The sequence below is a fragment of the Pseudomonas sp. Pseusp9 genome (assembly GCF_059491265.1).
In genome coordinates, this window is the sequence record NZ_CP168500.1 from 4,397,656 (window position 1) to 4,420,088 (window position 22,433).

29 protein-coding genes are annotated in these 22,433 nt (G+C 59.4%); 7 read left to right on the forward strand and 22 right to left on the reverse strand.

Annotated features, from left to right (window positions below; all coding sequences use genetic code 11):
* Positions 1-98: 98 nt before the first annotated feature.
* The 21 genes from ACEN8E_RS19890 to ACEN8E_RS19990 all read right to left on the reverse strand — a co-directional run bounded on the left by ACEN8E_RS19890 (position 99) and on the right by ACEN8E_RS19990 (position 16,919).
* A complete protein-coding gene (locus ACEN8E_RS19890) occupies positions 99-1,052 on the reverse strand; it encodes a hypothetical protein (protein ID WP_495589556.1) in 954 nt (317 codons plus the stop codon).
* Entirely contained in the window at positions 1,040-1,729 is a 690-nt protein-coding gene (locus ACEN8E_RS19895; RefSeq protein ID WP_495589557.1) for a hypothetical protein, read from the reverse strand. Before ACEN8E_RS19895 ends, ACEN8E_RS19890 begins: the two co-directional genes overlap by 13 nt.
* Positions 1,726-2,271 (reverse strand): baseplate complex protein, encoded by a 546-nt coding sequence (locus ACEN8E_RS19900; RefSeq protein ID WP_495589558.1) that lies wholly within the window; start codon positions 2,269-2,271, stop codon positions 1,726-1,728. Before ACEN8E_RS19900 ends, ACEN8E_RS19895 begins: the two co-directional genes overlap by 4 nt.
* Entirely contained in the window at positions 2,268-3,182 is a 915-nt protein-coding gene (locus ACEN8E_RS19905) for a hypothetical protein (RefSeq protein WP_495589559.1), read from the reverse strand. The genes ACEN8E_RS19900 and ACEN8E_RS19905 overlap by 4 nt, the downstream gene beginning before the upstream one ends.
* Complete coding sequence (locus ACEN8E_RS19910; protein WP_495589560.1) at positions 3,179-3,757, reverse strand: hypothetical protein; 579 nt, start codon at positions 3,755-3,757, stop codon at positions 3,179-3,181. The genes ACEN8E_RS19905 and ACEN8E_RS19910 overlap by 4 nt, the downstream gene beginning before the upstream one ends.
* Positions 3,757-5,943: a phage tail-collar fiber domain-containing protein gene (locus ACEN8E_RS19915; RefSeq protein WP_495589561.1), complete on the reverse strand. Its 2,187-nt coding sequence runs from the start codon at positions 5,941-5,943 to the stop codon at positions 3,757-3,759. The genes ACEN8E_RS19910 and ACEN8E_RS19915 overlap by 1 nt, the downstream gene beginning before the upstream one ends.
* Complete coding sequence (locus ACEN8E_RS19920; protein WP_008048509.1) at positions 5,931-6,479, reverse strand: phage tail protein; 549 nt, start codon at positions 6,477-6,479, stop codon at positions 5,931-5,933. The genes ACEN8E_RS19915 and ACEN8E_RS19920 overlap by 13 nt, the downstream gene beginning before the upstream one ends.
* Positions 6,472-7,647: a baseplate J/gp47 family protein gene (locus ACEN8E_RS19925; RefSeq protein WP_102701201.1), complete on the reverse strand. Its 1,176-nt coding sequence runs from the start codon at positions 7,645-7,647 to the stop codon at positions 6,472-6,474. The genes ACEN8E_RS19920 and ACEN8E_RS19925 overlap by 8 nt, the downstream gene beginning before the upstream one ends.
* Positions 7,644-7,961 carry a DUF2590 family protein gene (locus ACEN8E_RS19930; protein ID WP_008048506.1) on the reverse strand — a complete coding sequence of 106 codons (318 nt, stop codon included), beginning with the start codon at positions 7,959-7,961 and terminating at the stop codon, positions 7,644-7,646. The genes ACEN8E_RS19925 and ACEN8E_RS19930 overlap by 4 nt, the downstream gene beginning before the upstream one ends.
* Positions 7,958-10,027 carry a phage tail tape measure protein gene (locus ACEN8E_RS19935; RefSeq protein WP_495589562.1) on the reverse strand — a complete coding sequence of 690 codons (2,070 nt, stop codon included), beginning with the start codon at positions 10,025-10,027 and terminating at the stop codon, positions 7,958-7,960. The genes ACEN8E_RS19930 and ACEN8E_RS19935 overlap by 4 nt, the downstream gene beginning before the upstream one ends.
* A gap of 30 nt (positions 10,028-10,057) precedes the next feature.
* Positions 10,058-10,201 (reverse strand): DUF6890 family protein, encoded by a 144-nt coding sequence (locus ACEN8E_RS19940; RefSeq protein WP_410922435.1) that lies wholly within the window; start codon positions 10,199-10,201, stop codon positions 10,058-10,060.
* 20 nt (positions 10,202-10,221) lie between these two features.
* Positions 10,222-10,509 carry a putative phage tail assembly chaperone gene (locus tag ACEN8E_RS19945; RefSeq protein WP_008048498.1) on the reverse strand — a complete coding sequence of 96 codons (288 nt, stop codon included), beginning with the start codon at positions 10,507-10,509 and terminating at the stop codon, positions 10,222-10,224.
* 3 nt (positions 10,510-10,512) lie between these two features.
* Positions 10,513-10,764, reverse strand: coding sequence for a hypothetical protein (locus ACEN8E_RS19950; RefSeq protein ID WP_008048496.1), 252 nt, complete (start codon positions 10,762-10,764; stop codon positions 10,513-10,515).
* Between the two features lie 70 nt (positions 10,765-10,834).
* The gene (locus ACEN8E_RS19955) at positions 10,835-11,290 is read right to left on the reverse strand and encodes a phage protein (protein WP_008048493.1); all 456 of its coding nucleotides are present in this window, start codon (positions 11,288-11,290) and stop codon (positions 10,835-10,837) included.
* 3 nt (positions 11,291-11,293) lie between these two features.
* Complete coding sequence (locus tag ACEN8E_RS19960; RefSeq protein WP_495589563.1) at positions 11,294-12,538, reverse strand: DUF2586 domain-containing protein; 1,245 nt, start codon at positions 12,536-12,538, stop codon at positions 11,294-11,296.
* 11 nt (positions 12,539-12,549) lie between these two features.
* The gene (locus tag ACEN8E_RS19965) at positions 12,550-13,242 is read right to left on the reverse strand and encodes a phage virion morphogenesis family protein (protein ID WP_008048491.1); all 693 of its coding nucleotides are present in this window, start codon (positions 13,240-13,242) and stop codon (positions 12,550-12,552) included.
* Positions 13,232-13,678, reverse strand: a complete 447-nt coding sequence (locus ACEN8E_RS19970; RefSeq protein WP_008048490.1) for a phage tail protein — start codon at positions 13,676-13,678, stop codon at positions 13,232-13,234. Before ACEN8E_RS19970 ends, ACEN8E_RS19965 begins: the two co-directional genes overlap by 11 nt.
* Positions 13,678-14,130, reverse strand: a complete 453-nt coding sequence (locus tag ACEN8E_RS19975; RefSeq protein ID WP_008048489.1) for a head completion/stabilization protein — start codon at positions 14,128-14,130, stop codon at positions 13,678-13,680. The genes ACEN8E_RS19970 and ACEN8E_RS19975 overlap by 1 nt, the downstream gene beginning before the upstream one ends.
* 109 nt (positions 14,131-14,239) lie before the next feature.
* Entirely contained in the window at positions 14,240-15,007 is a 768-nt protein-coding gene (gene gpM, locus ACEN8E_RS19980) for a phage terminase small subunit (RefSeq protein WP_495589564.1), read from the reverse strand.
* Entirely contained in the window at positions 15,004-16,050 is a 1,047-nt protein-coding gene (locus ACEN8E_RS19985; protein WP_495589565.1) for a phage major capsid protein, P2 family, read from the reverse strand. The genes gpM and ACEN8E_RS19985 overlap by 4 nt, the downstream gene beginning before the upstream one ends.
* The gene (locus ACEN8E_RS19990; protein WP_495589566.1) at positions 16,050-16,919 is read right to left on the reverse strand and encodes a GPO family capsid scaffolding protein; all 870 of its coding nucleotides are present in this window, start codon (positions 16,917-16,919) and stop codon (positions 16,050-16,052) included. The genes ACEN8E_RS19985 and ACEN8E_RS19990 overlap by 1 nt, the downstream gene beginning before the upstream one ends.
* Positions 16,920-17,080: 161 nt before the next feature.
* Between ACEN8E_RS19990 and ACEN8E_RS19995 the strand changes: the two genes are divergently transcribed.
* The 3 genes from ACEN8E_RS19995 to ACEN8E_RS20005 all read left to right on the forward strand — a co-directional run bounded on the left by ACEN8E_RS19995 (position 17,081) and on the right by ACEN8E_RS20005 (position 20,237).
* The gene (locus ACEN8E_RS19995) at positions 17,081-19,120 is read left to right on the forward strand and encodes a terminase large subunit domain-containing protein (protein WP_495589567.1); all 2,040 of its coding nucleotides are present in this window, start codon (positions 17,081-17,083) and stop codon (positions 19,118-19,120) included.
* Entirely contained in the window at positions 19,047-19,889 is an 843-nt protein-coding gene (locus ACEN8E_RS20000; RefSeq protein ID WP_495589568.1) for a phage portal protein, read from the forward strand. Before ACEN8E_RS19995 ends, ACEN8E_RS20000 begins: the two co-directional genes overlap by 74 nt.
* Positions 19,890-19,976: 87 nt before the next feature.
* Positions 19,977-20,237 (forward strand): ogr/Delta-like zinc finger family protein, encoded by a 261-nt coding sequence (locus tag ACEN8E_RS20005; protein WP_102698689.1) that lies wholly within the window; start codon positions 19,977-19,979, stop codon positions 20,235-20,237.
* A 357-nt stretch (positions 20,238-20,594) separates the two neighbouring features.
* Here the strand turns inward: ACEN8E_RS20005 and ACEN8E_RS20010 are convergent, their stop codons facing one another.
* Positions 20,595-20,945 (reverse strand): helix-turn-helix domain-containing protein, encoded by a 351-nt coding sequence (locus ACEN8E_RS20010; RefSeq protein ID WP_102698690.1) that lies wholly within the window; start codon positions 20,943-20,945, stop codon positions 20,595-20,597.
* Positions 20,946-21,029: 84 nt separating this feature from the next.
* Between ACEN8E_RS20010 and ACEN8E_RS20015 the strand changes: the two genes are divergently transcribed.
* The 4 genes from ACEN8E_RS20015 to ACEN8E_RS20030 all read left to right on the forward strand — a co-directional run bounded on the left by ACEN8E_RS20015 (position 21,030) and on the right by ACEN8E_RS20030 (position 22,431).
* On the forward strand, positions 21,030-21,242 hold the full coding sequence (locus ACEN8E_RS20015) for a helix-turn-helix domain-containing protein (RefSeq protein WP_102698691.1): 213 nt from the start codon (positions 21,030-21,032) through the stop codon (positions 21,240-21,242).
* Between the two features lie 29 nt (positions 21,243-21,271).
* The gene (locus tag ACEN8E_RS20020; protein WP_495589569.1) at positions 21,272-21,751 is read left to right on the forward strand and encodes a YmfL family putative regulatory protein; all 480 of its coding nucleotides are present in this window, start codon (positions 21,272-21,274) and stop codon (positions 21,749-21,751) included.
* Positions 21,748-22,113 carry a hypothetical protein gene (locus ACEN8E_RS20025; RefSeq protein ID WP_102698693.1) on the forward strand — a complete coding sequence of 122 codons (366 nt, stop codon included), beginning with the start codon at positions 21,748-21,750 and terminating at the stop codon, positions 22,111-22,113. Before ACEN8E_RS20020 ends, ACEN8E_RS20025 begins: the two co-directional genes overlap by 4 nt.
* A 72-nt stretch (positions 22,114-22,185) precedes the next feature.
* Positions 22,186-22,431: a hypothetical protein gene (locus tag ACEN8E_RS20030; protein ID WP_495589570.1), complete on the forward strand. Its 246-nt coding sequence runs from the start codon at positions 22,186-22,188 to the stop codon at positions 22,429-22,431.
* The last annotated feature ends 2 nt before the right edge of the window (positions 22,432-22,433 follow it).

Below are 22,433 nucleotides of genomic sequence, written 5' to 3' on the forward strand. Positions count from 1 at the left end.
AGGCTACGATTCTAACCCGCCTACTTCTCATCCATTCCATTGACGCTATTTTTACCACCTGCCGATTCCCATCGTCGTAGTTAATAGCAATTCTTCAACTACAGGGTAATCGGTTTTAGCTGACCGACCAGAGCGGAGGCTTGTGCCGCATTGTCGGTAAATGCGCTTGCATCGCTCGGGCTCGGTTCCGGACCAGGTACATGAGTATGGCCGGCCAGTTGCGTGTTCATTGCCGTCACCAGATCGAGCAGGTCACACAGGATCTGCAGCACGTTCACCCCTTCCGATCCCATCCAGGTCTTTTCCGCCACACTGCGCCGTAGGCCGGTGATGCGCTCTTCCATATCACCTCCCACCGAAGCATTGAGCTTCTGCCCCACGACCAGATTCAGGTCGCGCCCGGTGGCCTGATGCAGGTCGTCCACGGCCGCCAGGCTGGCGGAGCCGCCTGAGAGCAGCTTGAGCGAGCCCAGGGCCTCGATTTTTTTGATGCCACCCACTGACTCGATGCTGTGATCATCCACGGTCACGCTGTGGCGCTGGTAGTGCTCAGTGTTCTCCAGCGCCTCCACACGGCGCTCGCTGGCCTGATCATGGATCTGGCCATCCGTCTGGCGCAGCCAGTTGCCATCGGCGTCGACGCGCTGCTGTACGGCCTCGCTGTGCTGCCAGACCTGATCGCCTTTGGGCAGATTGGGCAGGCTCAAGCCCTGGGGCAGGATGGCCAGGACAAAGGGCTTGTGCGGCAGGCCATAGGCAAACGACACCACGACCATCGTGCCTTCATCGGGAAGGCCGTAGATCCCCATGGACTCGCCACCCATCGGCAACGGCAGCGGCACGCCTTGGAGCAGTGGCAATGCTGTATCAGGCTCGCCGTCCGGCCCCAGAACCTCAAGGTCAGCGGCGAAGCGCGGGCGGAAGTCGTCACATAGCCCTGCGTTAGTGGGCGGGTCCGGAATGGCGACCACACGAGCAAAGCGCGGCAGGTGATAGCCACCGGTCAGTTCAGGATACTGGCGGTCAACCACACGGCGAATTACGTCTTCCATTTGATGCTCATTTGGCTTTCGGTGAGGGTCACGGCGGTAATGCGTTCGCCCTGGTTAATCGGCGCACCAGGACGAATCCCAGGCAGTGCGGCAATGACCGCGCTCTGGTTGCTGTTGTAGCTGTCAAAGAGTTCGCGAGGCAGTTGCAGCGGCGGGCGCTGGCCCCAGAAGCTGTCGGCCCAACTGCCCACATAGATTTCGCCGTCGCCCTGCTGCTGCCACATAAAGTCAGGGATCGAAAACACTTTGCCGAGGCTGTCGATGGCTTGCACGCCGTTGGCCAGGTTGAAGAAGAACGCAGTTTTTGTGTGGGCGTAGGCTTGGTCGGGAACCCGAAAACGTAGGCCATTACGCTCACTGATCGCAGCCAGGACCGCGTGCAAGTCCACATGACGCAGGTTCAGCGGCATGGGGATTTCCAGTGCGGCGGACAGTTCACGACAAAGCAGGACTTGCTGTTGACTGTTGGCAGCAGTGCAACGCTCCACGTAACCCAAAAAATGCCGCTGTAGTGGGCTGTCGTTGTAGCCGATGTCGAAGGTCACCAATCCGTGTACGGATTCGCTGGCGGTGATGGTGAAACTGGCGCGCCCGGGCGCGTGATGGTCCAGGCGTGTTTCATCTTTGCAGAGGGGGTAGGACACGCCGTCGACGGTCAACACTTTGTGCAGGTTCATGGCGTGACCGGTTTTAACCAGTCGTCGACGGACTTCAGGACCTTCTCAAATCCGTCCATTTCAACGGGCGCGCTGCCACCGTCTGCACCGGACGTACCAGAGACGGGTTGTCCTGGTGCACTTTGCTGCACGACGGGATTACTCGGGCTGCGTTGCTCCACGCGCTCCGGTATCGACAGTTTTTCGATCAGATTGAATTGCACGCGCCAGGCTCGAAGGCTGTCGTCTTCATTGGCGTTCACGTTATCGCGAAACTGCACCTCGCGCACACCGAAGGCTGAGGCCGTGCGATTGACGATCCGATAGACCGTCAACTGCCCGCCGCCGGCGGTCGAGCTGGCCATGCGCATCAAGTTGCGCAAGTCGGACTCGTCACGGTAGGGAATCATCAGCGTGACGCTGAGGGTTTTGGGTTTGAAGCCCTTGTGCGCCTGTGCCGTATTGCTGGTTTGGCCTGATAGGTCTTCGCTTTCAATGGTCAGGGTGGCCATGACCTTGAGGCCCTTGCCCTGAACCTTCTCGCCGTTGAGTAGCAACGTCATAACCCGATCAGCTCCTGCACAAAGCTCAGACTCTCTTCACTGCCGAGCAACAACAGACCGGCACACAGCACCCATTCATAGCCAGGCGTAGGGCCTTCGAGCAGTTGCCGGCGTAACTCAGCGGCATCACCTGGGCCGATCATGCGCGCCTGCATCGTGGCATCGGGCAAGCCGTTGGCCAGTGCGTTTTGCAGGTCAGTCAACTGCTGATCACAGGCGGCCTGTTGCTCAGCCTTGCGGGTCGCCAAGGCGCTCAGGTCAGCCATCGGGGACGTGTCGGCGGCGTAGCTTTCATAGATGGCCAGCTGGCTGTTCAGCGTCTGCTGGGACACCCGGGTCACCGTGCAACGCTCCAAGGGTAAGGCTCCCCAGCGTGGCAGTATCTCTGCGGTGGGCAGCGTCCACTTCTCCGCCTCCAGGCGTGCGATGTTCGCGGCACGACGCTCGGCGCGTTCCAGGTCGGGAGTGGGCAGCAAGGCATTGAAGCGGCCCAGGGTGGCGGCAAACTGGTCGAAGCGCGTAGAGAGAAACAGCACGCACAAACCATACTGCTCCCCTTCGGGACGACCGGTATCGGCATCAATGAGCTTGTTGGCCAACGCCTCCAACAGGTTGGGCGCCGAGAGAAACTTTTGATATCCCCGACCCTGCCCCATGCCGCTTTGGAACGGCGTCACCACGAGACTGGCCGGCGCGGTGGCCAGTTGCTCGGTCATGGCGACGCGCCCGACTTCGATGGCTTCTTGCGCAGCGGAACCCACGGGGCCGGGGTTGGTAGTGACCGTCATTCCGGCCAAGCGCTCTTCCGTTTTGGCGATTTCAGTACTGGCCAGGCCTTTGGCTTCATCCAGTCCCTCGACCCACTGTGTGGCCTCGCTGGGCCACTGCATGGTGACCGACGTCCAGGTCATGGCTGCTGGCCGGATGGTGCAGTAGGACGGGCGTCGAGGTTGGGAAACATCTCGTTGGTTGGCCAGGCCCGCAGTTCATTGCGGTAGGTGCGCCAGGCGAGTTCCGTGCTGAGCGCGGCCGGGTCGGCATCCAGATGCTTGTCGATCTCTCTGCCCGCCCAATGCAGTTCATTTTCGATCCACGACCGTTCTCGACGGCTTTGAATCACCAAATCGCGTGCGGCATCGAGCACCCAAACGAGACCATCCCAGAGATAGGCCGCACTCGGTCGCGGCAAGGTCGTCAACTCGGGCGGCAACTCGCCCGGCAGCGAGTACAGCACCTCGGCGCCATCGGTAGTCTGATACACCGGACCACGGAAGTCTGGCACGACCACCCACGCCCCATCCCTCCAGACCACCACCTCCCCGTCCCCGGCTTCGGGTGGTTCTTCCAACGTGGCGCCCGCTGGGAGACCGCAACCACAGCTGACATAAGTTTCGTGTTGGCCGAGGTATTCGGCAGTGTTTTCACTGAAGGTGTAAACGTCGATCCAACCACTTTCATCAAAAAAGCCATTCACTAAAGTCGGCATCAGTACGCCCTGCAAATGTAGTTGTACGCCACGTTGCGCATACGGGTTTCTGTACTCACACGGACGACGGCTGAAGGATTGAAAACGACTGAGCGGTAACCCGTTGTAGTGACTTGCGGTGCAGCCGGCGTGATGGCCGTGCCGTAATTGCCACCCGTAAATACGCCAGTCGCGGTGTTCACCAGTAACGTCGAGTCGTCGTCTTGCAGGACGAACTCGCCCGTCATGTTTTGCAGCGTGTCGAGTTGAAGGCTCAACACGGGGCGCCCATAGTCGGGGTCGATTCCGCGCCCGCCATCTAGACCACGAATCGACTCGGCGCGCATGTCGGGCAGGATGCCGCTGGGATACACAGCTGCCAATTCCGGGAACCCGGCGACATTGAACGGCTGCCCCCCCATCAAGAAGCATTTGTCGGGCGGCGTAGCGGTTGGCCATGGAAACGGCACGCCGACAGGGACGGAAAATATGGCAGCAGGGTCAAAGTTACTGGTGTCCCAGCCCGTTACCCATTCACTGAATACATATCCCTCTGGGGTCTGCACACCGCCACGGGTGTAAGTTGTACCGGTGTTATAGCCGATGATTTGTTGCCAGAGGGTGTCTTGACTGACCGCAACCAGCATGGGGGAGAATTGACACCCTTCTGGAACGTTCGGGCCGGGGTTCACCCGGTAAATGCCCACAGTGGTGATTGTGTTTAGATCGGTGCCGTCGGGAAGGACAATCCCCCCGTGACCGATGCCATAAGCACCTGTGAGCAATACATGGCCTGGTGTGTCATCTTGGGGAGAGGTTTGTTTAACCAGATCGGTTGAGTCCCAGGTGCTTTCCCATTCGCCCCAAACTCCGGCAGTCAAGGCCCGGCGGTGTAGGGTGTGGTCGGCATTCCCATAAATCTCCTGGAAGGCGTATTGACCTGGTGTAATCGCCGAGACGCGAACCCAACCCTCATAGATCCCGCCTCCTGGGCCTCCCGTACCATTGCTGACGAAATAGAGGGCCGTCACCGCGTTCAGGCCACCGATGTCAACATCACTGACCGCATAGGCGGCCCCGCCCCAGCCAAATGCTCCGACCTTCATCAGCACATCAGGCGTTGCATCGTGGAGATCGATTTGAGCATCCAAGTAGGCGGCTGAACCGAGTGCATCCAGCTCGGTGTCGATACCGACCTTGACCGCGTGCAACGCAGCAGTTGTGGCCAGAATCTCGCTGCTATTCGACTCCGGGTCATCGCTTTTTGCATTCGGCAGATTGCCCAGGTCGACATCGTCTTTGGTGGTGGCACGAGCCCGCAAATCTGGATAGTCGCCACTGCGCGCCGCGAAGTGCTGAATCAACGCTCCAGCTATCGGTTCAACGGTACTGCGCAGGTCGGTGATTTCGGTGGAGCTGAGGACGGTGGCCACCGGCACCAAGTAGTGCACCACCCCGTTGGTGTCGACAAAGTCCACCAGGTCGTCGCCGTAGCTGGCGGCCAAAACCACGTTCACGTCGCTCAATTCACCTTTCAGCGAAATGTCGTACCACAAGGTGAAGGGAAACGCCGGCGGCGTGATGAATCCGCCGGCAGGCTGATGGACGGCCAAACCTTCCACGTAGGCGATGCCCGGCTGAATCGTGAACTGTTCGTTCTGATAGACCAGCGCCAGGCTGTCGCCAAAGAAACAGGCTCGCCCGAACATGTCGCGGTTGCTCAGGCGCTCGCGTTCGTCCATGCCCGCCATGCGCACGGTGAAGTCAGCCTGCCAGGTGTCGGCGTTGATGGTCAGCTCGGTGACCGACTGCGCGCCGTCGAATACCAGCATCATGTTGCGGGTGATGTTGTTGCCGATCTGCTGGTTCGGAATGTTTTTGCGCTTCTGCTGCACCGGCGTGTAAGCCGCGGCTAACAGCACGCCTTCAGCGGTTTCCAGGCCCAGCCAGTTGAAGTCCCAGTCGCCGACATTGGAGCCGATCATGCTGCTGTAGACCACTTGGTTGGGGTCCACGTAGCCGCCTTTGGTGATGTCCGTTTCGTACATCATCTGGTCCGGCGGTGGTTTGCCGGCATAGCGGTCCACCGGTGTGGTTGGGTCCTGCCCCGGCACCAGGGCGTAGAGAAACTTACTCACGACCAGGACTTCCTGAGCGGCTTGCTTCTCGGCAATCAGGTTTTCACCGGCGATGGTTATTGCGGCCATGTGGCTTCCTCGTAACTGGCAATCAGGGTCTGCTGGTCGTCGTTGAACTCCACCGCGAACACCCGCAGGTTATCCAGCGGGGTCACGGTCAAAAATGCGTAGCGGCGGCAGGTGCGGCCGTAACTGCGGAGCAGCACGCGCAGCAGGTCCGAATGCAGTGCACTCTGTTCGTCAGTGATTTTCACGAAGACCACGTCCCAGTCGCGGCCCTCCATGCGTTCCTGAATCTCGACTCGGCCGACGCCCAGGCGCATCAGAATCCTTTTCAGACCCGCCGTACTGCCCGCGTCCACGGCGTTGATGTAGGCGTGCTTGATCCGCAGGCGGTACAGGCTTTCCTCTTCCCCCGGGAAGCGGGTGATGTCGCGCTGCCAGGCGAGCAGGTCGAGCAAAGACAGGGGGCAGATGTCGGGGTCGATCTGGTGCAGCGGCCAATTCAGCCAGCCCTCGACGTTGGCCCACCAGGCCTGCGCGGCGCCTTTGAGCTTGGCCAGCTCCGGTCCGTCGAGCCAAAACGGCAGTTTGAGGTTAAACACCGGGCACCACCTCCAGCGTCTGAATGCGGGGAATGTTCAGGTCGGACACGATGTCGAGGTTGTCGAAGTGCAACGAGTCGAGTTCGGGGAATTTTTGGTGCAGCTCTTCGCCCAGACGGCTGAAGGAAAATCGCGACTGGGGATAGGTCAGCGTGGGCTGATAGTCGGCTTGGGTGCTTTCCCGAAAGGCCGTGCGGATGAACATTTCGACATCGGCAAACAGCTTGTCGGACTGCTCCACCGGCAGGTTCAGCACCGGCCACAGCGTCACGCGGATGTCATGCAGGGTCTCGGGCATGGCCATGACCAGCATGTCGTCGCCGTGACCATGGTTGCCCTGGTCGCGGATGTAGTCGTTGATTTCTTCCAGGTAGCTGTCCGCCGGCACGTTGGCTTCAAACAGCACGAAAGCATTGGCACTACCGGGGCCGCGTGGGGCTTCGTGTTCGAAGTACACACCGTCCGGTTGTACGCCGGGAAAGGTGGTGATGAGCGCGCGATAAACCGCGTCGGTGTTCCACTGGTTGATGGCCGAATACTGGTTGCGCGTGCGCAGTCGAAGGTCTTCGTCCGACTCCTTGTCGGTGCCTGGTACGGTCATCCAGCCGTCCAGGTTGACCACGTTGACGATGCCCGGTACCGGCTCCGGCAAAATGGCGTAGTAACCAGGTGCCAGGTTGTAACCGCTGCCCGGTTCGGCGGCGATGGCTGGAATCAGGATCTGGGTGAGGCCGTCGGTAAAGGTGCCTGGCAGACTGGTTAACAGCTCGTACACATGCCCGTTGATGGCACCGGACTGGACCCGTGTGCCGGCGGCAACTTCCAGCGTGCCGACCGGGCTGGAGCGGGTGAACAGCAGATTGCCTTCGGTTTTGGTGGCGCCCATGGGCTCAACCTGTACCGCCCAGGCGAGCATTTCCAGATACTCACCTTCGGCAGTTTTGACGTAGGCGTTGGGCAGCGAGACTTCAACCATAAAATCGATGAACCACATCACAGGCTCGGTCACGATGGCGGTAACGACCCGCCAGAATGGTGACCAGGCACTGGTATTGCTCAAGCGGCTGCCCTGTTCGGCGATCTCGCTTTCCCACGCGGCTTGCAACTCTTCCTGCGTGGTCGGAATGCCGGCGTCGGCCAACGCCTGACGAAAATCTACGTCGCTCAAAACGCCACCTCGATGTTGCCAAATTTAATGGTGTCGGCCTCGATCAAGTACTGGCCGTAACCCGGTTGAGTGATGCGCGCCGTACCTGGCACCAGTCGTTCGTCAGCCTCGACCATCAGCTCCAGCTGCTGAATGCAGTCACGCTGACGCAGGCTGTTGCGTTCGGCGATCAAGGTCACCAGCAGGCCGCTTTCCCGAATCATGTGGGCGATGTCCTGGGCGATGCTGGCGCGGTCCTCGATCTCCATGGGCTGGTTGGATGGATCGAACACCAGGTCGTTGGCACTGATCAGCAAGTCGACGTATTCGCTCATCCGGCGGCCATCTCCAGCATCTTGTCGAGCTCGTGCTGCGACAGGGGTTGGCTGGTGTGGATCTCGATCTTGCCAATCTGCGTGCCCTTGTTCTGGGTCGTGTTGTTCTGGAACGACTGCATCAAGCCACCGGTGGGAACCTCACTGGGGCCGGCAGGTAGCAAGCTAGGAATGGCACCGTTGATGGTCTGCTGTGCCTTGGTGGCCATGTTGGCCTGGTCGGCGGCCTGCATCGCCTCGGGGACTCCGGGCACTACCGCTCCATTGAGTGCTTCGGGCGTACCTGGGCCTGTTGCGGCGCTCAGGGCTTCAGCAGTGCCCGGGGCGGTCGGCGTCGCAAAGCGGGTTTCGATGTTGATGCCAGGAATCTGATTCAGCAGTTCGATCAAGCCGTTGGCCGCGTCTCCCAGCAGGTCGAACACCGACAGGTCGCTCCAGGCAGTGGTGAACGCGCTCCAGGCATCGCTGGCCAGCGTGCCGAACGCGGCAAGCCAGCTGCTCAAGGCCTGGAATTGTTCATTCAGCCAGGTGAACGCGGCACTGTTGAGCAGCGCCGCCGTCCATTCATCCCAGTAGTAAATGGCTGCAACAATGACAGCGACCAGGGCGACGATGCCGGTGACGACCAACCCGATCGGGTTGGCCAACAGGGCCGCATTCACCAGCCAGATGATCCCTTGCCAAATCATCATGGCGGCACTCACGGTGCCCATGCCGATGGCCATGACGCCAAGCAGCGTGACGTACAGGGCTCCCCAAACGATGTTGGACATCACCGCCGCCTTGGTCAGAAGCCAGCCCATCCGGAAGATCTTCTGAATGACGATGAAACCGACCATCACCGTGCGCGCCATCCCCATGCCCAAGGTGAAGAGCGCGACGGCCGCCACCAGCGCAATGACGCTGAGCACGGTCATGCCAATCACTTTGGTCAGGTGGGGGAACAGCTTGGTCCACTTCAGAATTTTCGCGCCGCCCTCGGTGAGCATCTTCAGCAACGGCGTGAGCGCGGGGCCGATCAGTTGACCAAACGCAATGTTCAGCACCTCTATCGTGCTGGCAAATTGTGCCCAGGGATCAATCATCGCTTCGGCCATGGTCTGGGCTTGCTCCATGCCCTTGACCTGGCCCAGGGCGTTCAAACTGTCGGCCAGGCCATCAGTGTCGGCCATCAGCAACTTGATCATGCTCACGGCTTCGTCGGAGCCAAAGGCTGCTTTCAAGGCGTCCGACTCAGCCACATCCAAGGTGTCGCCGAACTTGCCTTTGATTTTTTCGAGGATCTGCAGGACGGGCAGCATGGCGCCCTGGGCATCGGTGAATTTCAAACCGAGCTTGCCTTGAGCTCCCCCAATACCGGCCAAAAAGGACTTGTACTGGGTACCGGCCTCGCCACCGCTCATAGTGGCTTGCAGCGTGCCGAGGATCGCCATTTGCTCGTTCAAGCTAATGCCGGCAGCGGTGGCGTTGGCACCGACGGAGGTAAACGCGTCACTCATCCCCTGCCCCGTCGTCTTGAACATTTTCACAGCGGTCGCCGTGACACCGGTCAGGTTCTCGACCCAATCGCCTTTACCCATGGCGTCGGCTTGATCTTTGAAGATGCCGTACATGGTGCCGACGTAGTTGGTGATGGTCGCGGCATCGGCCTTGGTGGCTTTGGCCAGCACGTTGGATGCATTGGTAAAGGTGGCCAACTGGGTGCCGGTGAGCCCGGCAATGGCGCTCTGAATGTCGTAGGCCGAGCGAACAAAGGCCTGGGCGTTTTCACCGTAATTGATGGCGAACTCCAGGGACTTCTGGTTGAGCAGATCCAGGCTTTCGGCGGCAACGCCGAGTGACTTCACTTCGCCCAATGCCCGCTGCTGGTCAATCGCGGGGCCCATGGCCGCCTGCAACGCGTAGCCGGTGGCGACCATGCCGGCGGCCCCCACTCCCATCTGGGTGAGGCCCTTTTGTGCGCCGCTGGCCAAGTCAGTGAAACTGGCGTTCACCTTGTTCAGCGGGCCGGTGATCATGTCGGTTAGCGCAACGATGAAATTGAGCTTGGCGCTGTTGTCAGCCATGAAACTCTCCGTTGACCAGGTGCTGGCCGGTTACCCTTTGAACGCCCGGGAAATGCCGTTGGCGATGGCGATTTCCATACGGCTCCAATACTGGTCGTCCAGCCACTTGGCGGTGCCCATGTTGTCCGTGGTCGGCTCTTCACCCGGTAGCCAGCGGTCGACCAAGGCCATCAGCTGGCCCAGGGCGTTTTCGTTTAAGCGCTCGGCGCGGGCGAGCGCTTTTTTACGTTGATCTCAATGTCCGGGGTGTATTCCTCCAGCAGTGCGCCGGCCAGTTGCAGGGTAATCACCGGATTGGCTAGCAGCGGGCGCAGGCTGGCCAGCTGTTCCTGCTTGACGGTTTGGGTCAGCAGATTGTTGGCCGGTGCCACTTTGTTGCTCGGCGTCAGGTGGTTGAAGTACTTGCTCACATCGACCGGATCGAGGGCGAAGGTGAATTCGTTGTCGCCGACTTCCAGGGTGATTTCGCGTCGTTCGCTCATTGCTCAGTTCCGTTTATTTGAAGTGCTTAAAAGTGCGGTCAGACGCCGCTCCAGGTTCTCTTCCAGCTTGCTCAGCGCCTTGTCCAGGTGCTCATTGCGCACGTACTCCTCGGCGATCTTGATGCGGAACTCCAGGTGCTCGCGGCGGGCGAAGCTGATTTGCCGGAACAGGTACACCTGGAAGCCCAGCACGCCGGTCACCAGCAAGTCAGTGAGCAGCAGCATCACGCTGACGCTGGCGGGGGAAAGATCCATCAGGGTCTCCAGTTACCAGGGCCGCCAATGCGCACGGCCATCGAGTGGTATGCGCAAGGGCTGGGCTTGATCATCCGAGCAAGCCTTCGATCTCGCTTGGGTCGAGATACGGCACGCCATTGATGCGGATAAAGTCCGGCGACGTGACGTCGAACGGCACCTTGTGCACGCTCTTTTCGCCACCCTTGGGATCGATGTCGAGCAGGTTGGATACCTTCAGCTTCAGGCCGAAGGCCTCCACCCGGAGCTCCTCACTGGGGGTCTTGGCAAAGAACACGCTGTCGAAAGGTTCCAGGGCTCGAAAGCTGCCTGCCTGGCGGGCCGCGTCGATCAGCAAAGAGAAGTTGCCGCTGTCCAATTCCATCTCGCCGCTGGCCGACACGTCGCCGTCCACATGGCCATCCGGAACGCCGCCGGTTTGTGCCACAGCGGTGTTATCGGTGATATCCAGGCTGATTTTTTCGACGTGAATTTGCAGATCGCCAATGTTCACATCGAAGTTTTTGCCGCCAATGCGCGCACCCATGGGTTACTCCTCTTCGCCGTTGGACAGGTCCAGGGCGATGTATGCCGTCAGGTCTTTCGGGCAGTTGTAAGGGGTCACCGTGAAGTAGATTTCCACGGCTGTTTTGCTCTTCCAGAAGATGGTCACGTCACCGTCTTTGGGCGATTCGATCTCGCCGGGCTGCACTTGGCCGTTCACCGTGACGGAGCGCGCCATGTCGCGCAGCGGGCGCATGAATGCAGACGTCGCGGTGGCCATGCTGTTGGGCGTGTTGTTCAACCGGCGATCCGCGACCCGCTGGATCAGCAGCACCTGGATGCGGCGCGAGGCCTTGTCCACGATGCGCAGGTACTCGATCACCTGAAAGTCGGAGCCCGGCGCGTCCAACGTATTGCCGTCGGCCCAGAACACACCCGGGTAATCCGGGTAGGTTTGCGACACGGAAAAACGGGCCTTATCCAGCTCGGCGCGCACGCTGCCCGGCAATGGCACGCCGGCGGCATCGACGGGCACCGGCCCCAAACCCTGCAACGGGCCGGAGGCAACCCGCATAGGACTGTCGGCAATGCTGACGATGGCGTTGGCCAGGCGACCAGCTAGGACGCCCTGGTCATTGCCGTGCAGTTGCGGCACGACCATGACCCGTTGAGCGGCCACGCCGGCGGTGATAGCGCGCTGGGCTGTCAGGTAGGTCGACCAGTCTTCGGGGATACGCGGGGCCGGTGTTTCCCCTTCGGTGGTTTGAACCGCCTTGGGCGTCGCACGTGGGCTTTTCGCGGAGGTGTCCGGGTCCTTGGACACAGCGGCAGTTTTCAACGGGGGCTCCGGCTCCGGAGTAATGTCGATGCCCCTGGTGGCGGCCATGAAGAACACGCGGCGCCCGTACACGTTGGTAATTTCCGTCGCTTTGTCTTGCATCGCCGTTAGCTCGGCACCGGTGGTCACCGGCGTGGTGATGATCACGCCTTCGACCGAAACACCGGCTTGCTGGGCTTTGTCCAGGGCTTCGGCCCAGTCACCGTCCGGGGCAATCGGGGCCGACATACAGGCCCAGCGGTCACCGCCATTCAATTGCGCGGCGGCAATCTGGGTTTTCAGATCGGAGGCATCGACCCCCAGTTCGACATCGAGGTCGCTTTGGGTATTGAGCGCGACCAGCTCGCCGACGTTGGCGGACGCCGGACCGATGAACAGAAAGTAACGCTCGATCTCCGTCACCGGGCCTTGGCCGAGGTTCAGGTTGTTGACACTTACTTTGCCAAGAGCCATGGAAGGGGCCTCTATCGCGGTGAATTAAGGATTTGTGGAATGAGGTAGGTCACCAGCTCGTTGACCTCTTGCTGGTTGGCTATGCCGAAGAATTCGCGGCCTGGGAGTTTGATGTCCCACTTCGCCGGGCCGGGGTCGTCGCCCTTGAGTAAACGGATCAACAGGCCGGCCTGGTCGTAACTCAGGTTCGCCTCGATCCACGCCACACCGGGTCGCATAAAGCGGGGTTTGCGGCGCTTTTTGTCCGGGTTCTGAACGGCACGTTTGTAGCCCAGCACCCGCAGGCGTTTGGCCTGAAAACGGGTGGCCATGAGGGTGTTTTTGCCCTTTTGCCGGCTCAGTTGGTCAGCACCGCCACGCAGGGTCATGCCGGCGTTATGAACGCTGGCGATCATGGCGGTTTTGGCGTTGCCCCAGCCCACTTCGGCGGCGTTGCCGACCAGGCGCTTGACGCCCATTCTTTTGGCCAGGCCGGTGAGCATGCGTTTCTTCTGCCCTTGCTTGCGAAACTTGCGGGGCTGGAAAGGACTGTCGTTCAGGTCGCTCTGTTTGCGCACACGCTGCCGCCATTGGCTGCGCAGACGCAGGCCAACGCGGTTCATCAAGCGCGCTTGTAATTTGGGCGGCAGGCTGAGCATGGCCAGCTGGGTTTGAACATCCAGCATGCCCTCGACGGTCAGGCTGATGGCTTGTTTACGCGCCATACAGCACCTCCCCGCGCTCAGCAATCCAGAGGTCGAACGGTTCGAGGGCCCAGGTGGTCCCGAAGGCCTCGAACTCGCCGTCCGGCGACTCGGTCAGGTGCAGCGGTTCGATAAATTCGACAGTGATTTCCACGTCCGACGCGTCCGGGTCCATCTGTTCAATATCGAAGGTCGGCGCCGGAAGTTCATCCAGGTGGCGGTCGGGATCGTTGTTCACCAACCAGGTGCCCAGCAAGGCCATCAGCCGCGCCGGTTGCTCGGTAAAACGCTCCAGGAAGATCACAGCGCGGTAACGCATGTCGCCCATGTGCAAGCCGAGTTCTTCAGGCTTCCAGACCAGCGTCAAGTTGACCTGCTCCGCGCAACTTTCCAGCTGCTCGGCGACCACCACGCGATGTTCGATCAGGTACTTGGTCAGGGCGCGGAGCTTTTCCATCAGAGAAGTTCCGCGGTGACACGCCCACGGCCTTGCAGAACGCGCACGGACTGCTGGCTGTAGGACAGAAAAAGCTCGTGTCGCTCCGGGGCTTCTTTGCCCAGGTTCTCGGCGCTCTCGCGGCGGTTGACCGTGGCGAACTGCTGGAGCAAAAAGGACTTGGCGCGGCAGTACGCGGCACGCCGGTAGCTGGCCAGGTAGAAGCTTTCCAGCTCCATGCCGGAGCCTTCCAGGTACTTGTAGCCCATGTCCTGCCATTCGGCTTTTCGCTTGGCCAGGTCCAGGTTGACTTCACCCATGGCGAGCGTCAGCCCCTCGACCATCATCTCCGGCAGGTACTCCGCCGGCAGACGATAGGACGCCTGGAATTCGGCCAGCTCAAGGTCCGGCCAGAAACCGTCGTTGGGTATTGTGCAATCCACCAGGGTGGTCGGCTTGCCGCCAAAACTCATGTGCTGACCTCCTCGGTGGGTTGTTACGGAATAGATGCGGGGGTGACTGCGTTAGGCGGTTGGCACAGGGCCTTCACCTCGGCAGGCCCCCGCTGGGGGGGTTAGTCGTTTATTCGGTACCGGATTTTTCGTCGGCTTCCTGCTTGCGCAGGGCCTTGCTGGCCTCATCCATCCGGGTCTTTACACCGATCTCGGGGTACAGCTCATTGGCCCGGTAAAAGTGCGCGCAGGCTTTGGCCCAGCGCTTGTCTTCCATGGCGAGGATGCCCAGCAGCTTGTGGTAGCGCGCCGGGATCTTCTCGAACAGCTCCCACGAAGCGGCCGGTGCCGGCAGTTCGCGTGGATCGCCATCACGGGGCTCGCGGTGGCCTGGCCACTGACCGTCCACGCGCAACAACAGCTGGGACAGGTACGGTTCCGGGTTGCGCTGGGCTTTGTGCTGCGCCTCGGCCCACTCGACCACCGTGTCACCCACGAAAGTGGGGATGTCTCGACGGAAGCGCTCCGGCATGGCCTGGCCCTGCTCGATGGCAAAATCCGCCAGCTCCAGTGCCTGCTCAAACTGCTCGGTGTCGAACAGCCAGACCAGGACCTGCATCAGCACCAGGTTCGGGTGGTTCAGACCGGATTCGCGGTAGCGCTGCACGTACACCAGGTACTTGGGCAACAGCTCGTCGCGCTTCAAGCGCTGGCGAGCCTCCAGCGAGTTCAGCTCCGACAGTCGGCCGCAATCCTCGGCCAGCGCCGCGTTCATCAACGCCAGGTGTTTTTGGGCGTTGGCCGGTCCCGCCAAGGCCGTGGCCGAGGTGTAGGGTTTTGGGTCGGCTATCGGCCCCTGCTCAAGCAGGCGCTTTTTGTGATTGAGGGCGAGGCTCATGGCGCAGGTGCCTCCGGCACTGTGACGGTGACGAACTCAACGTTGGCCGCTTCGATGCCGGCGAACTTGCCCAGTTGCTCGACCACATAGCCCTCATTGCGCGCGTTGTAGTCTTCAACCTGCGAGCGTTTCGGGTTCTGGATGATCTGGCGGCGCCAGCTGCTGTCCTGGAAATAGATCGACAGGTTGTCCCAACTGGTGACCACCACGCCCTTGCTTGGAAAATGCGGGCAGGTGAACGACGGCAGACCGCCATAGGTGGCGATCACCTGGGCCATCTCGATGCGTTCTTTTTCTGTCGGCTTGTCGCCTTGAGCGGCGTACAGCTTGCCCTTGTCGTAGGCCAGCAGGTCGCGCCCGATAATGGCAACCAGGTCGCCACCGTCACGGAACTCCTCGTCGATCATCAAGGACACGTCGAAGACCAGGGCGTCCAGGTTGGCGTAATCGCCGCCGACACCGATCTGGATTTTTCCAGCTGTCGCACCCTCGACCAGGATCTGTTGCGGGGCTTGCTCGCGAACGATCTGCATCCAGCCTTTGTTGACGTCCTGCAACAACGGATTGGCTGTGCGGTCGGTGTTGGGGGCAACGCTGGTGCCGTTCCAACCGATCATGATGCGGTCGAGGCCGATCTGCTTTTGCACGGCGGCGGCGTACTTCTGCGCAAAGTCGGGGAACTTGGACCAGGCGTCGATGGTGGCGTATTTGAGCGCCACGTCGCTTTGGGTGTCGAACAGCTCGTAACCAATGCCATCGAGTCCCAGCACGTCACGGGCGACCCGGTCATTGGTGGCCGTATTGATACGACCCGTGACCGTGCCGTTGACCCCGATCATGACTTTTTCGCCCTTGATCTCGGTCACTGCCAACACGTTGATGCGTTGCAGGAAAGCCGAACTCAGGGTGATTTTTTCATTCAAGGTCTGCGCATGGGTCGGCGTGACGTTGAATTCTTCATGGACCGACGCCACGGCATAGGTCGATGCAATCGCCAGGGCCAGGGTGCTGAATTTCAAGCGGGCATTATCGCTAAGCTTCATCAGTAGATGCCCTCTGGCTGGTCACTCACGGCACCGGTGGTGAGGGGCAGCGCTTGCCCCTTGCCCTGGTTCAGCGCGGTGTTGAATTGTTCGGTGAGTGTGTCCATCGAGCCTTTCAGGCTGTTGAACTGCTCGACGGTGAGGCCGGTGGGCTGATCGCCCGTCTTGTCAGTGGTGAGCGCGGTGTCCGGCTCGTTCGGCTTCTGCGTGGCAAAGGTGGCGGCGCTCGTTTCCAGGCTGGTGGCCACGGTGCCGAGTTTGTCCACCGCAGCGGCAAAGGCCTGCACGGTTTTTTGATCCATGGGGGTGTTCTCTTCTGTGGGGTGTGCGGGGAAGTCGGTGTCGCCCTTGCCCCGGAGGACCGCGAATGCACGGGCAAAAAACGACAGGGCCGCCGCTTCTTCGCTGTCGCCCACGGTCAGGTCGTCCAGCGGTTCCAGGTTGGCAAAGTAGTTGCCGGCTTCAGCGCGGCTGGAAAAGTGCAGCGCTTCGGTACCAAGGCTGGCCGGGTTGTCCGTCACTGCCATACCGCGCAGGTAGGCTTTGCCGGTGTCGGCGAAGTTCGGCTGAATCTCGATGCTCGAAAACAGCACCTGGTCAGCTTTGTTCAGGCCGAGCAAGCGGTCGTTGGGCTGGAGCTTGGCGAACAGCGCCACCTTGCCGCCGGCCACGTCCTCGGCTTTCACCTCGGCAACGGTGCCCAGGCTGCCAAAATAGCGAATGTGCTCGTACCAGATAGTTGCGGTGTAAGTGGCCGGGTCGTAAGCGCTGGCCATGTCGCGCAGGTCCTGGGCTTCGATGGTTCGGCCATCAACGGTTTTGCCGCTGGTGGCGACACGTTTCCAGTCAGAAACAAGGGTGCGGGGCATGGGGCAAAGTCGCTCGATTCGGTGCAGTGGCCGCCACGATAGGCAGCTGCGCCAGCCCGAACAAACGGTTCCATTGCGCGAAAATCCTATATTCAGGAAATAGGATTGAGCAGGAATTTAAGGGCGGGTTTGTGAGGGGGGAGCTGCATAAACTGCGGCTCATGCCCTACTTACCTGAAGTCAAAGACGCGGCCAGAAAGCTCTATTTGCGCCGCTACAAACCCCGCGAGATACAGGCGCAACTCAAGCTGCCTAACATCCGGATTGTGTACTACTGGATTGCCAAGGGCAGTTGGGATGAACTGCTGACGGACGAGGAACCACTGACGGCGGTCAGCCGGCGCATCACCTTGATTCTGGAGAAGGTCGAGACGCTGGAAAAAAAGGAACTGGACGAGCTCGACCGGCTGCTCAGCGTGCGCGAGCGCTTGCAAAAGCAGGCGGTCAGACCGCCCCCCGGCACTGCTGCGGATCTGCCCGCCGGTGCCGATGGTGAGCGGCGAGCGCCTGGGGATAAGTCCAGCCGTCGCGACGCCGACGGCCCTGGGAAGAAGAAACCCAAAGCGCCAAAGAACGACATCAGCCACCTGACCGAGGTGGACTTTCTCGACAAGTTCACCAGCAAGCTGTTCGGCTATCAAAAAGAGTTGTTCGAGGCCAAGCAAAACCCGCTGACGCGGCGCATCCGCAACGTGCTGAAGGCTCGCCAGACCGGCCTGACCTACTACTTTGCCGGCGAAGCGTTCATGGATGCGGTGCTGACCGGTGACAACCAGATGTTCCTGTCCGCCAGCCGTGCCCAGTCCGAGATTTTCCGCAACTACATCATCAAGTTTGCCCGCGAGTGGTTTGGCCTGGAGCTGACCGGTAACCCGATCATCCTCAGCAACGGTGCCGAGCTGCGGTTCCTAAGCACCAACAGCAGCACCGCCCAAGGGCACCATGGCCACGTCTACGTCGACGAGTACTTCTGGATTCGCGATTTCGACAAACTCAACACCCTGTCGGGGGCCATGGCCACCCATAAGAAGTGGCGCAAAACCTACTTTTCCACGCCCAGCGCGGTCAGCCATCAAGCGTATCCGTTCTGGACCGGCGATGCCTTCAAGCGTGGCAAACACAAGAAGGCCAGTCTGCCGTTCCCCAGCGAAGCCGAGCTACGCCAGGGCGCGCTGTGCCCGGATGGGCAGTGGCGCAAGATCATCACCATTCACGATGCCATTGCCGGCGGCTGCGATCTGTTCGACCTGGAACAGCTGCAACTGGAAAACTCCGATGACCAGTTCGACCAGCTCTACCTGTGCAAATTTATCGACAGCACGCAGAGCGCCTTTGCCCTGGCAGATCTGGAGCGCTGCTATTCGGATCGCTTGCTGTGGACCGACTACGACACGGACCCGAAGGCGCTACGGCCATTCGCCAACAGCCCGGTGTGGGTCGGTTACGACCCCAGCCGCACCCGCGACGATGCCACTTGCGTGGTGGTCGCGCCGCCCCTGGAGCAAGGTGGCAAGTTCCGGATTCTGGAGAAGTACTCCTGGCGCGGGCACTCGTTCACCTACCAGGCGGCGCAGGTCAAAAAGATCACCGAGCGTTTCAACGTCCAACACATTGGCATCGACATCACTGGTGTGGGGTATGGCGTGTTTGACCTGGTGCGCGATTTCTTCCCACGCGTGACGCCGATCCATTACAGCCTGGAAACCAAAAACACCCTGGTACTCAAAGCCCAGGACACCATTCAAGGGCGGCGGATCGAATGGGACGCCGACTGGAACGACATCGCTTCGGCCTTCCTGACGATCAAGCGCGGTGCAACCAACAGCGGCCAGATCACCTACAGCGCCTCGCGCACCGACGCCACCGGTCATGCCGACATCGCCTGGGCGGTGATGCACGCACTGGCCAACGAACCTCTCAACGTAAATAAAAAGCGGCGCAGCCGCTGGTCAACCCTAGAAGGCAGCCATGAACGAACTCGAACAGCACAATCCCCAGCCTCACAAAGTGCAGGCGTTCAGCTTCGGTGCGCCGGAGTCGGTGCTGACCAACAACGTCGGCGAATACCTGGGCGTGTTCTCGACCAGCGACGGGCGGGTGTACGTGCCGCCCGTGTCGCGCACCGGGTTGGCCAAGCTGCTGCGAGCCAACGCCCATCACGGCACCATTCCGCGCTTCAAACGCAACATGCTGCTGCGTGACTTCATCCCCTCGGCCGGCTGTAGTCGGCAGACCATGGGCCGTGCAGGGTTGGACTTCATGGTGTTTGGCGATGCGTTTTTCCTGCGCATCCGCAACGTCATCGGCCAGGTGATTGAGTTGCAGCACTTACCGGCGATCAACATGCGGCGCAAAGTCGGGGGCGGTTTCATGATGTTGTTGCCCAATGCCAAGGAGTTGCACTTTGAAGAGGAGGAAGTGGAGCACGTCATGGATTACGACGTGGAGCAGAATATTTATGGGGTGCCCGATTACCTGGGCGGCATGCACGCGTTGCTCTTGAACGAATCGGCTACTTTGTTTCGCCGCCGCTATTACAACAACGGTGCGCATGCTGGATTTATCTTTTATACGAATGACCCTGACTTGTCCGAAGAGGACGAGGCGAATTTAAAGAGCCAGATTCAAAGCGCCAAAGGTGTGGGTAACTTTCGCTCGATGTTTGTGAATATCCCCGGCGGTGCGGAAAAAGCCATTCAAATTATTCCGATTGGGGATGTAGCCACCAAAGACGAGTTCGAGCGGATCAAGAACATCACGCGTAACGACGTAATTGCCGCCTGGCGAATGCACCCTGCCCTAGCTGGCGTGATACCGGAGAACGCAGGTGGGTTTGGGGATATCGAAAAGATCGACAAAATCTACACCAACAACGAGATTCGACCAATTTGCCAGCTATTCCTCCAAGTTAATGAATGTTTGAGGGCTGACCGCCATATTGCCTGGGCGGAATCCGTGTCTGCCACCTGACGACACCATAATTAGTATCTGAAGAGCCACACAACTACCAGATGTTGTGTGGCAAAATAGCCCCCTGTGAATACGGTGGGTGGGGCTATGCGGATTTACTGTAAGGAATGTGGCGAAAAAGGTCGGATCGCTTCGCGTGAAGAATTGTCGCTAGAGTTTGCCAGGCTCTATTGCCAGTGCCTGTCTGTCAGTTGTGGTCACACTTGGGTGGCCAACCTCACGTTTTGCCATACCCTCAATCCATCAGCGCAGGTGGTTGATCGTCTGCTGCTCGACCACCTGCGCAATATGCCCCGGGCAGAACAACGAGAATTGTTTGAGAGACTTGGATCGCCTGCCATTACGTAACATACAAGCCCCCGTCCCTACGGAGCCGGCGACTTGTTATATCCAATGACTTCTAATTTTTTGAAGGCTCGATCAAGATCTATGTGGACTCTCTAGACTGAAAAAGTAGCTCCGCTAATCGATATAGTTGGCACTGCTCCTCTTCGGTCAACTGTCGATGGAAACAGATCAGACGACGTTCAGTTTTCGTCAATGGATGCCATTCAATATCAGATATTTCAACCACCCCAACGTCGCCAACTGTGCGATCCAACATGCTAACTACTCCGTAAAGTGCATTATTGAATCGACGATATCGGGGCGCTAAACGGCATTAAAATGGAAAGACCATGAATCTCATGCGGGCTTTGTTACAAATTAATTCGATCTCCTCGCGGCATCGTCGGCCATGACTTGCAGGAAACGACGTATCGCTTCCTGATCGAATGGCGTGATACTTCTGAACTGCTTTACAAGGCAATCCTCCACTTCATTCAAAGCCTGTTCGGCCAAAGTCGTGCGCAAGCCATTGAGAATGTAGGGAACGTCAAAGCCGAACTGGCTCGCGACTTTGCTTAGGTAAGACGCTGTCGCATCGCTTGTTCCGGCTTCGTAGTTAGCTTGGGTTCGCTTGGCAATCCCCAGAGCTTCTGCAATCTCGTTCTGCGTCAAAGCGCAGCGCTTCCGCTCTTCCTGGAGTCGAGAGCCGATTTCTTCGGAAAGGTGCAAAATTTTTCATCTCTGATATTTACAAATGCATCTAAGTGCATCATTGTGCATCTCACACCACATGAAATTGCACGGATCTGCACTATGCCCAACAGAAGTATCACCGAGCAAGCTCGACAACAAGCGCGTGAAGCCTTAGAGCAGCGCGGTCAGAGCGCAAAGAATTTTGCAGCACTACACGACCTGAACCCCAGTACCGTATACGCGGTGCTGAGTGGACAGAGCCTTTGTCGTCGTGGGGAGGCACATCGCGCCGCCGTATTACTCGGTATAAAAGTCGGCGTAATCCCACAGTAACGGCACTGTTCAATAGGGAAAAGTAGAAGATGAAAAGCCCCATTCTAAAGACACGCAAGGAAGCTATGCGCCAGATCATTCGCAGCTACCCTGATGGACGCGAAGGCGCGGCAGCACGCTTGGGAATGAACGTCAAAAAATTTGACAACCACGCCTATGAAAGCGCGGGCTGCAGTTCGCTCAGCGATGCTCAGGTTTACATGCTGGAACAGGAGCACGGCACCTCTCATTTGCCGAACTACATTGCGCAAATGTACGGCGGGCTTTTTGTACCGGTCGCCAATCCTGAAACGCTGGATAACGTTGAGCTGTATGCCCGATCCGTTCAGGTTTCAGCCAAGCGCGGTAGCGTTGACCTAGCAATTGCCCAGGCGTTGGAGGACGGTTCGATCAATGCGGGAGAGGCCGAAATTATCCTCAATGCTCACAATCTACACATGGCCGCACGACACGCCGAAGTACTCGCAGCCATCGACTTGTATCGGGCAAAACCGGGGAAAGGCAAATGAACAACCTGCCCGCAGTACAGGAATATCAGGACACCCTTAAAGCCGCAGCGCTCATATTCCTAGAGCGGCACCGGTGCGAACACCTCGGCGACGGTCAGCAACTGTTTGACCGTACCGTTCAGCACTTGGTTGCGGATTACGACGTCCTGACTCAGACCGCCGAAAAGCTGGTGCACCTGGCCAGCAGCGAAATGTTGGCTGTAAGCAATCGACAACGAATGGATATTGCCAGCAGCACATCCACGCACACCGTCATCATCGACACTGCCACCGGCAAAGCCTGGGCAATCCCGGTCAGCCTGATCTACGAACGCATTCTTATCGCCCCTGATAACGGGCGTTTCCGCGTCACAGCTTCGTAATACCCACCCAATAAATCGCCTGTCCCACTGTATTGGGTTTGGGTGAGCTGCGCCTGAAATTGAGGTTTGACGATGGAAAACGCCATGAACATCAACGCAAAACTGACGCCCGACCAGGCTCAAGCGCTCTTGGCCAACCTGCGCGAGCGATACCGTCTCAGCCTCAATGAACTTTGGTACGCAGACCAGTACCGCCTGATTCCCGATGGCCTACGTCACGGATCGATCCTTGCCAACAGCCCCGTGATGGCTGCTCAGAAACATCTGATTGGCGCCCTCACTCATAGCCTCGGCCTTAGCCTGAAAGCAGCGAAATAACC

Bases quoted from the DNA above. Each gene is read 5' to 3' on its own strand.
- ACEN8E_RS19890 (WP_495589556.1), bottom strand. From the start codon at position 1,052: ATGGAAGACGTAATTCGCCGTGTGGTTGACCGCCAGTATCCTGAACTG.
- ACEN8E_RS19895 (WP_495589557.1), bottom strand. From the start codon at position 1,729: ATGAACCTGCACAAAGTGTTGACCGTCGACGGCGTGTCCTACCCCCTC.
- ACEN8E_RS19900 (WP_495589558.1), bottom strand. From the start codon at position 2,271: ATGACGTTGCTACTCAACGGCGAGAAGGTTCAGGGCAAGGGCCTCAAG.
- ACEN8E_RS19905 (WP_495589559.1), bottom strand. From the start codon at position 3,182: ATGACCTGGACGTCGGTCACCATGCAGTGGCCCAGCGAGGCCACACAG.
- ACEN8E_RS19910 (WP_495589560.1), bottom strand. From the start codon at position 3,757: ATGCCGACTTTAGTGAATGGCTTTTTTGATGAAAGTGGTTGGATCGAC.
- ACEN8E_RS19915 (WP_495589561.1), bottom strand. From the start codon at position 5,943: ATGGCCGCAATAACCATCGCCGGTGAAAACCTGATTGCCGAGAAGCAA.
- ACEN8E_RS19930 (WP_008048506.1), bottom strand. From the start codon at position 7,961: ATGAGCGAATACGTCGACTTGCTGATCAGTGCCAACGACCTGGTGTTC.
- ACEN8E_RS19935 (WP_495589562.1), bottom strand. From the start codon at position 10,027: ATGGCTGACAACAGCGCCAAGCTCAATTTCATCGTTGCGCTAACCGAC.
- ACEN8E_RS19945 (WP_008048498.1), bottom strand. From the start codon at position 10,509: ATGAGCGAACGACGCGAAATCACCCTGGAAGTCGGCGACAACGAATTC.
- ACEN8E_RS19950 (WP_008048496.1), bottom strand. From the start codon at position 10,764: ATGGATCTTTCCCCCGCCAGCGTCAGCGTGATGCTGCTGCTCACTGAC.
- ACEN8E_RS19955 (WP_008048493.1), bottom strand. From the start codon at position 11,290: ATGGGTGCGCGCATTGGCGGCAAAAACTTCGATGTGAACATTGGCGAT.
- ACEN8E_RS19960 (WP_495589563.1), bottom strand. From the start codon at position 12,538: ATGGCTCTTGGCAAAGTAAGTGTCAACAACCTGAACCTCGGCCAAGGC.
- ACEN8E_RS19965 (WP_008048491.1), bottom strand. From the start codon at position 13,242: ATGGCGCGTAAACAAGCCATCAGCCTGACCGTCGAGGGCATGCTGGAT.
- ACEN8E_RS19970 (WP_008048490.1), bottom strand. From the start codon at position 13,678: ATGGAAAAGCTCCGCGCCCTGACCAAGTACCTGATCGAACATCGCGTG.
- ACEN8E_RS19975 (WP_008048489.1), bottom strand. From the start codon at position 14,130: ATGAGTTTTGGCGGCAAGCCGACCACCCTGGTGGATTGCACAATACCC.
- gpM (WP_495589564.1), bottom strand. From the start codon at position 15,007: ATGAGCCTCGCCCTCAATCACAAAAAGCGCCTGCTTGAGCAGGGGCCG.
- ACEN8E_RS19985 (WP_495589565.1), bottom strand. From the start codon at position 16,050: ATGAAGCTTAGCGATAATGCCCGCTTGAAATTCAGCACCCTGGCCCTG.
- ACEN8E_RS19990 (WP_495589566.1), bottom strand. From the start codon at position 16,919: ATGCCCCGCACCCTTGTTTCTGACTGGAAACGTGTCGCCACCAGCGGC.
- ACEN8E_RS19995 (WP_495589567.1), top strand. From the start codon at position 17,081: ATGCCCTACTTACCTGAAGTCAAAGACGCGGCCAGAAAGCTCTATTTG.
- ACEN8E_RS20005 (WP_102698689.1), top strand. From the start codon at position 19,977: ATGCGGATTTACTGTAAGGAATGTGGCGAAAAAGGTCGGATCGCTTCG.
- ACEN8E_RS20015 (WP_102698691.1), top strand. From the start codon at position 21,030: ATGCCCAACAGAAGTATCACCGAGCAAGCTCGACAACAAGCGCGTGAA.
- ACEN8E_RS20020 (WP_495589569.1), top strand. From the start codon at position 21,272: ATGAAAAGCCCCATTCTAAAGACACGCAAGGAAGCTATGCGCCAGATC.
- ACEN8E_RS20025 (WP_102698693.1), top strand. From the start codon at position 21,748: ATGAACAACCTGCCCGCAGTACAGGAATATCAGGACACCCTTAAAGCC.
- ACEN8E_RS20030 (WP_495589570.1), top strand. From the start codon at position 22,186: ATGGAAAACGCCATGAACATCAACGCAAAACTGACGCCCGACCAGGCT.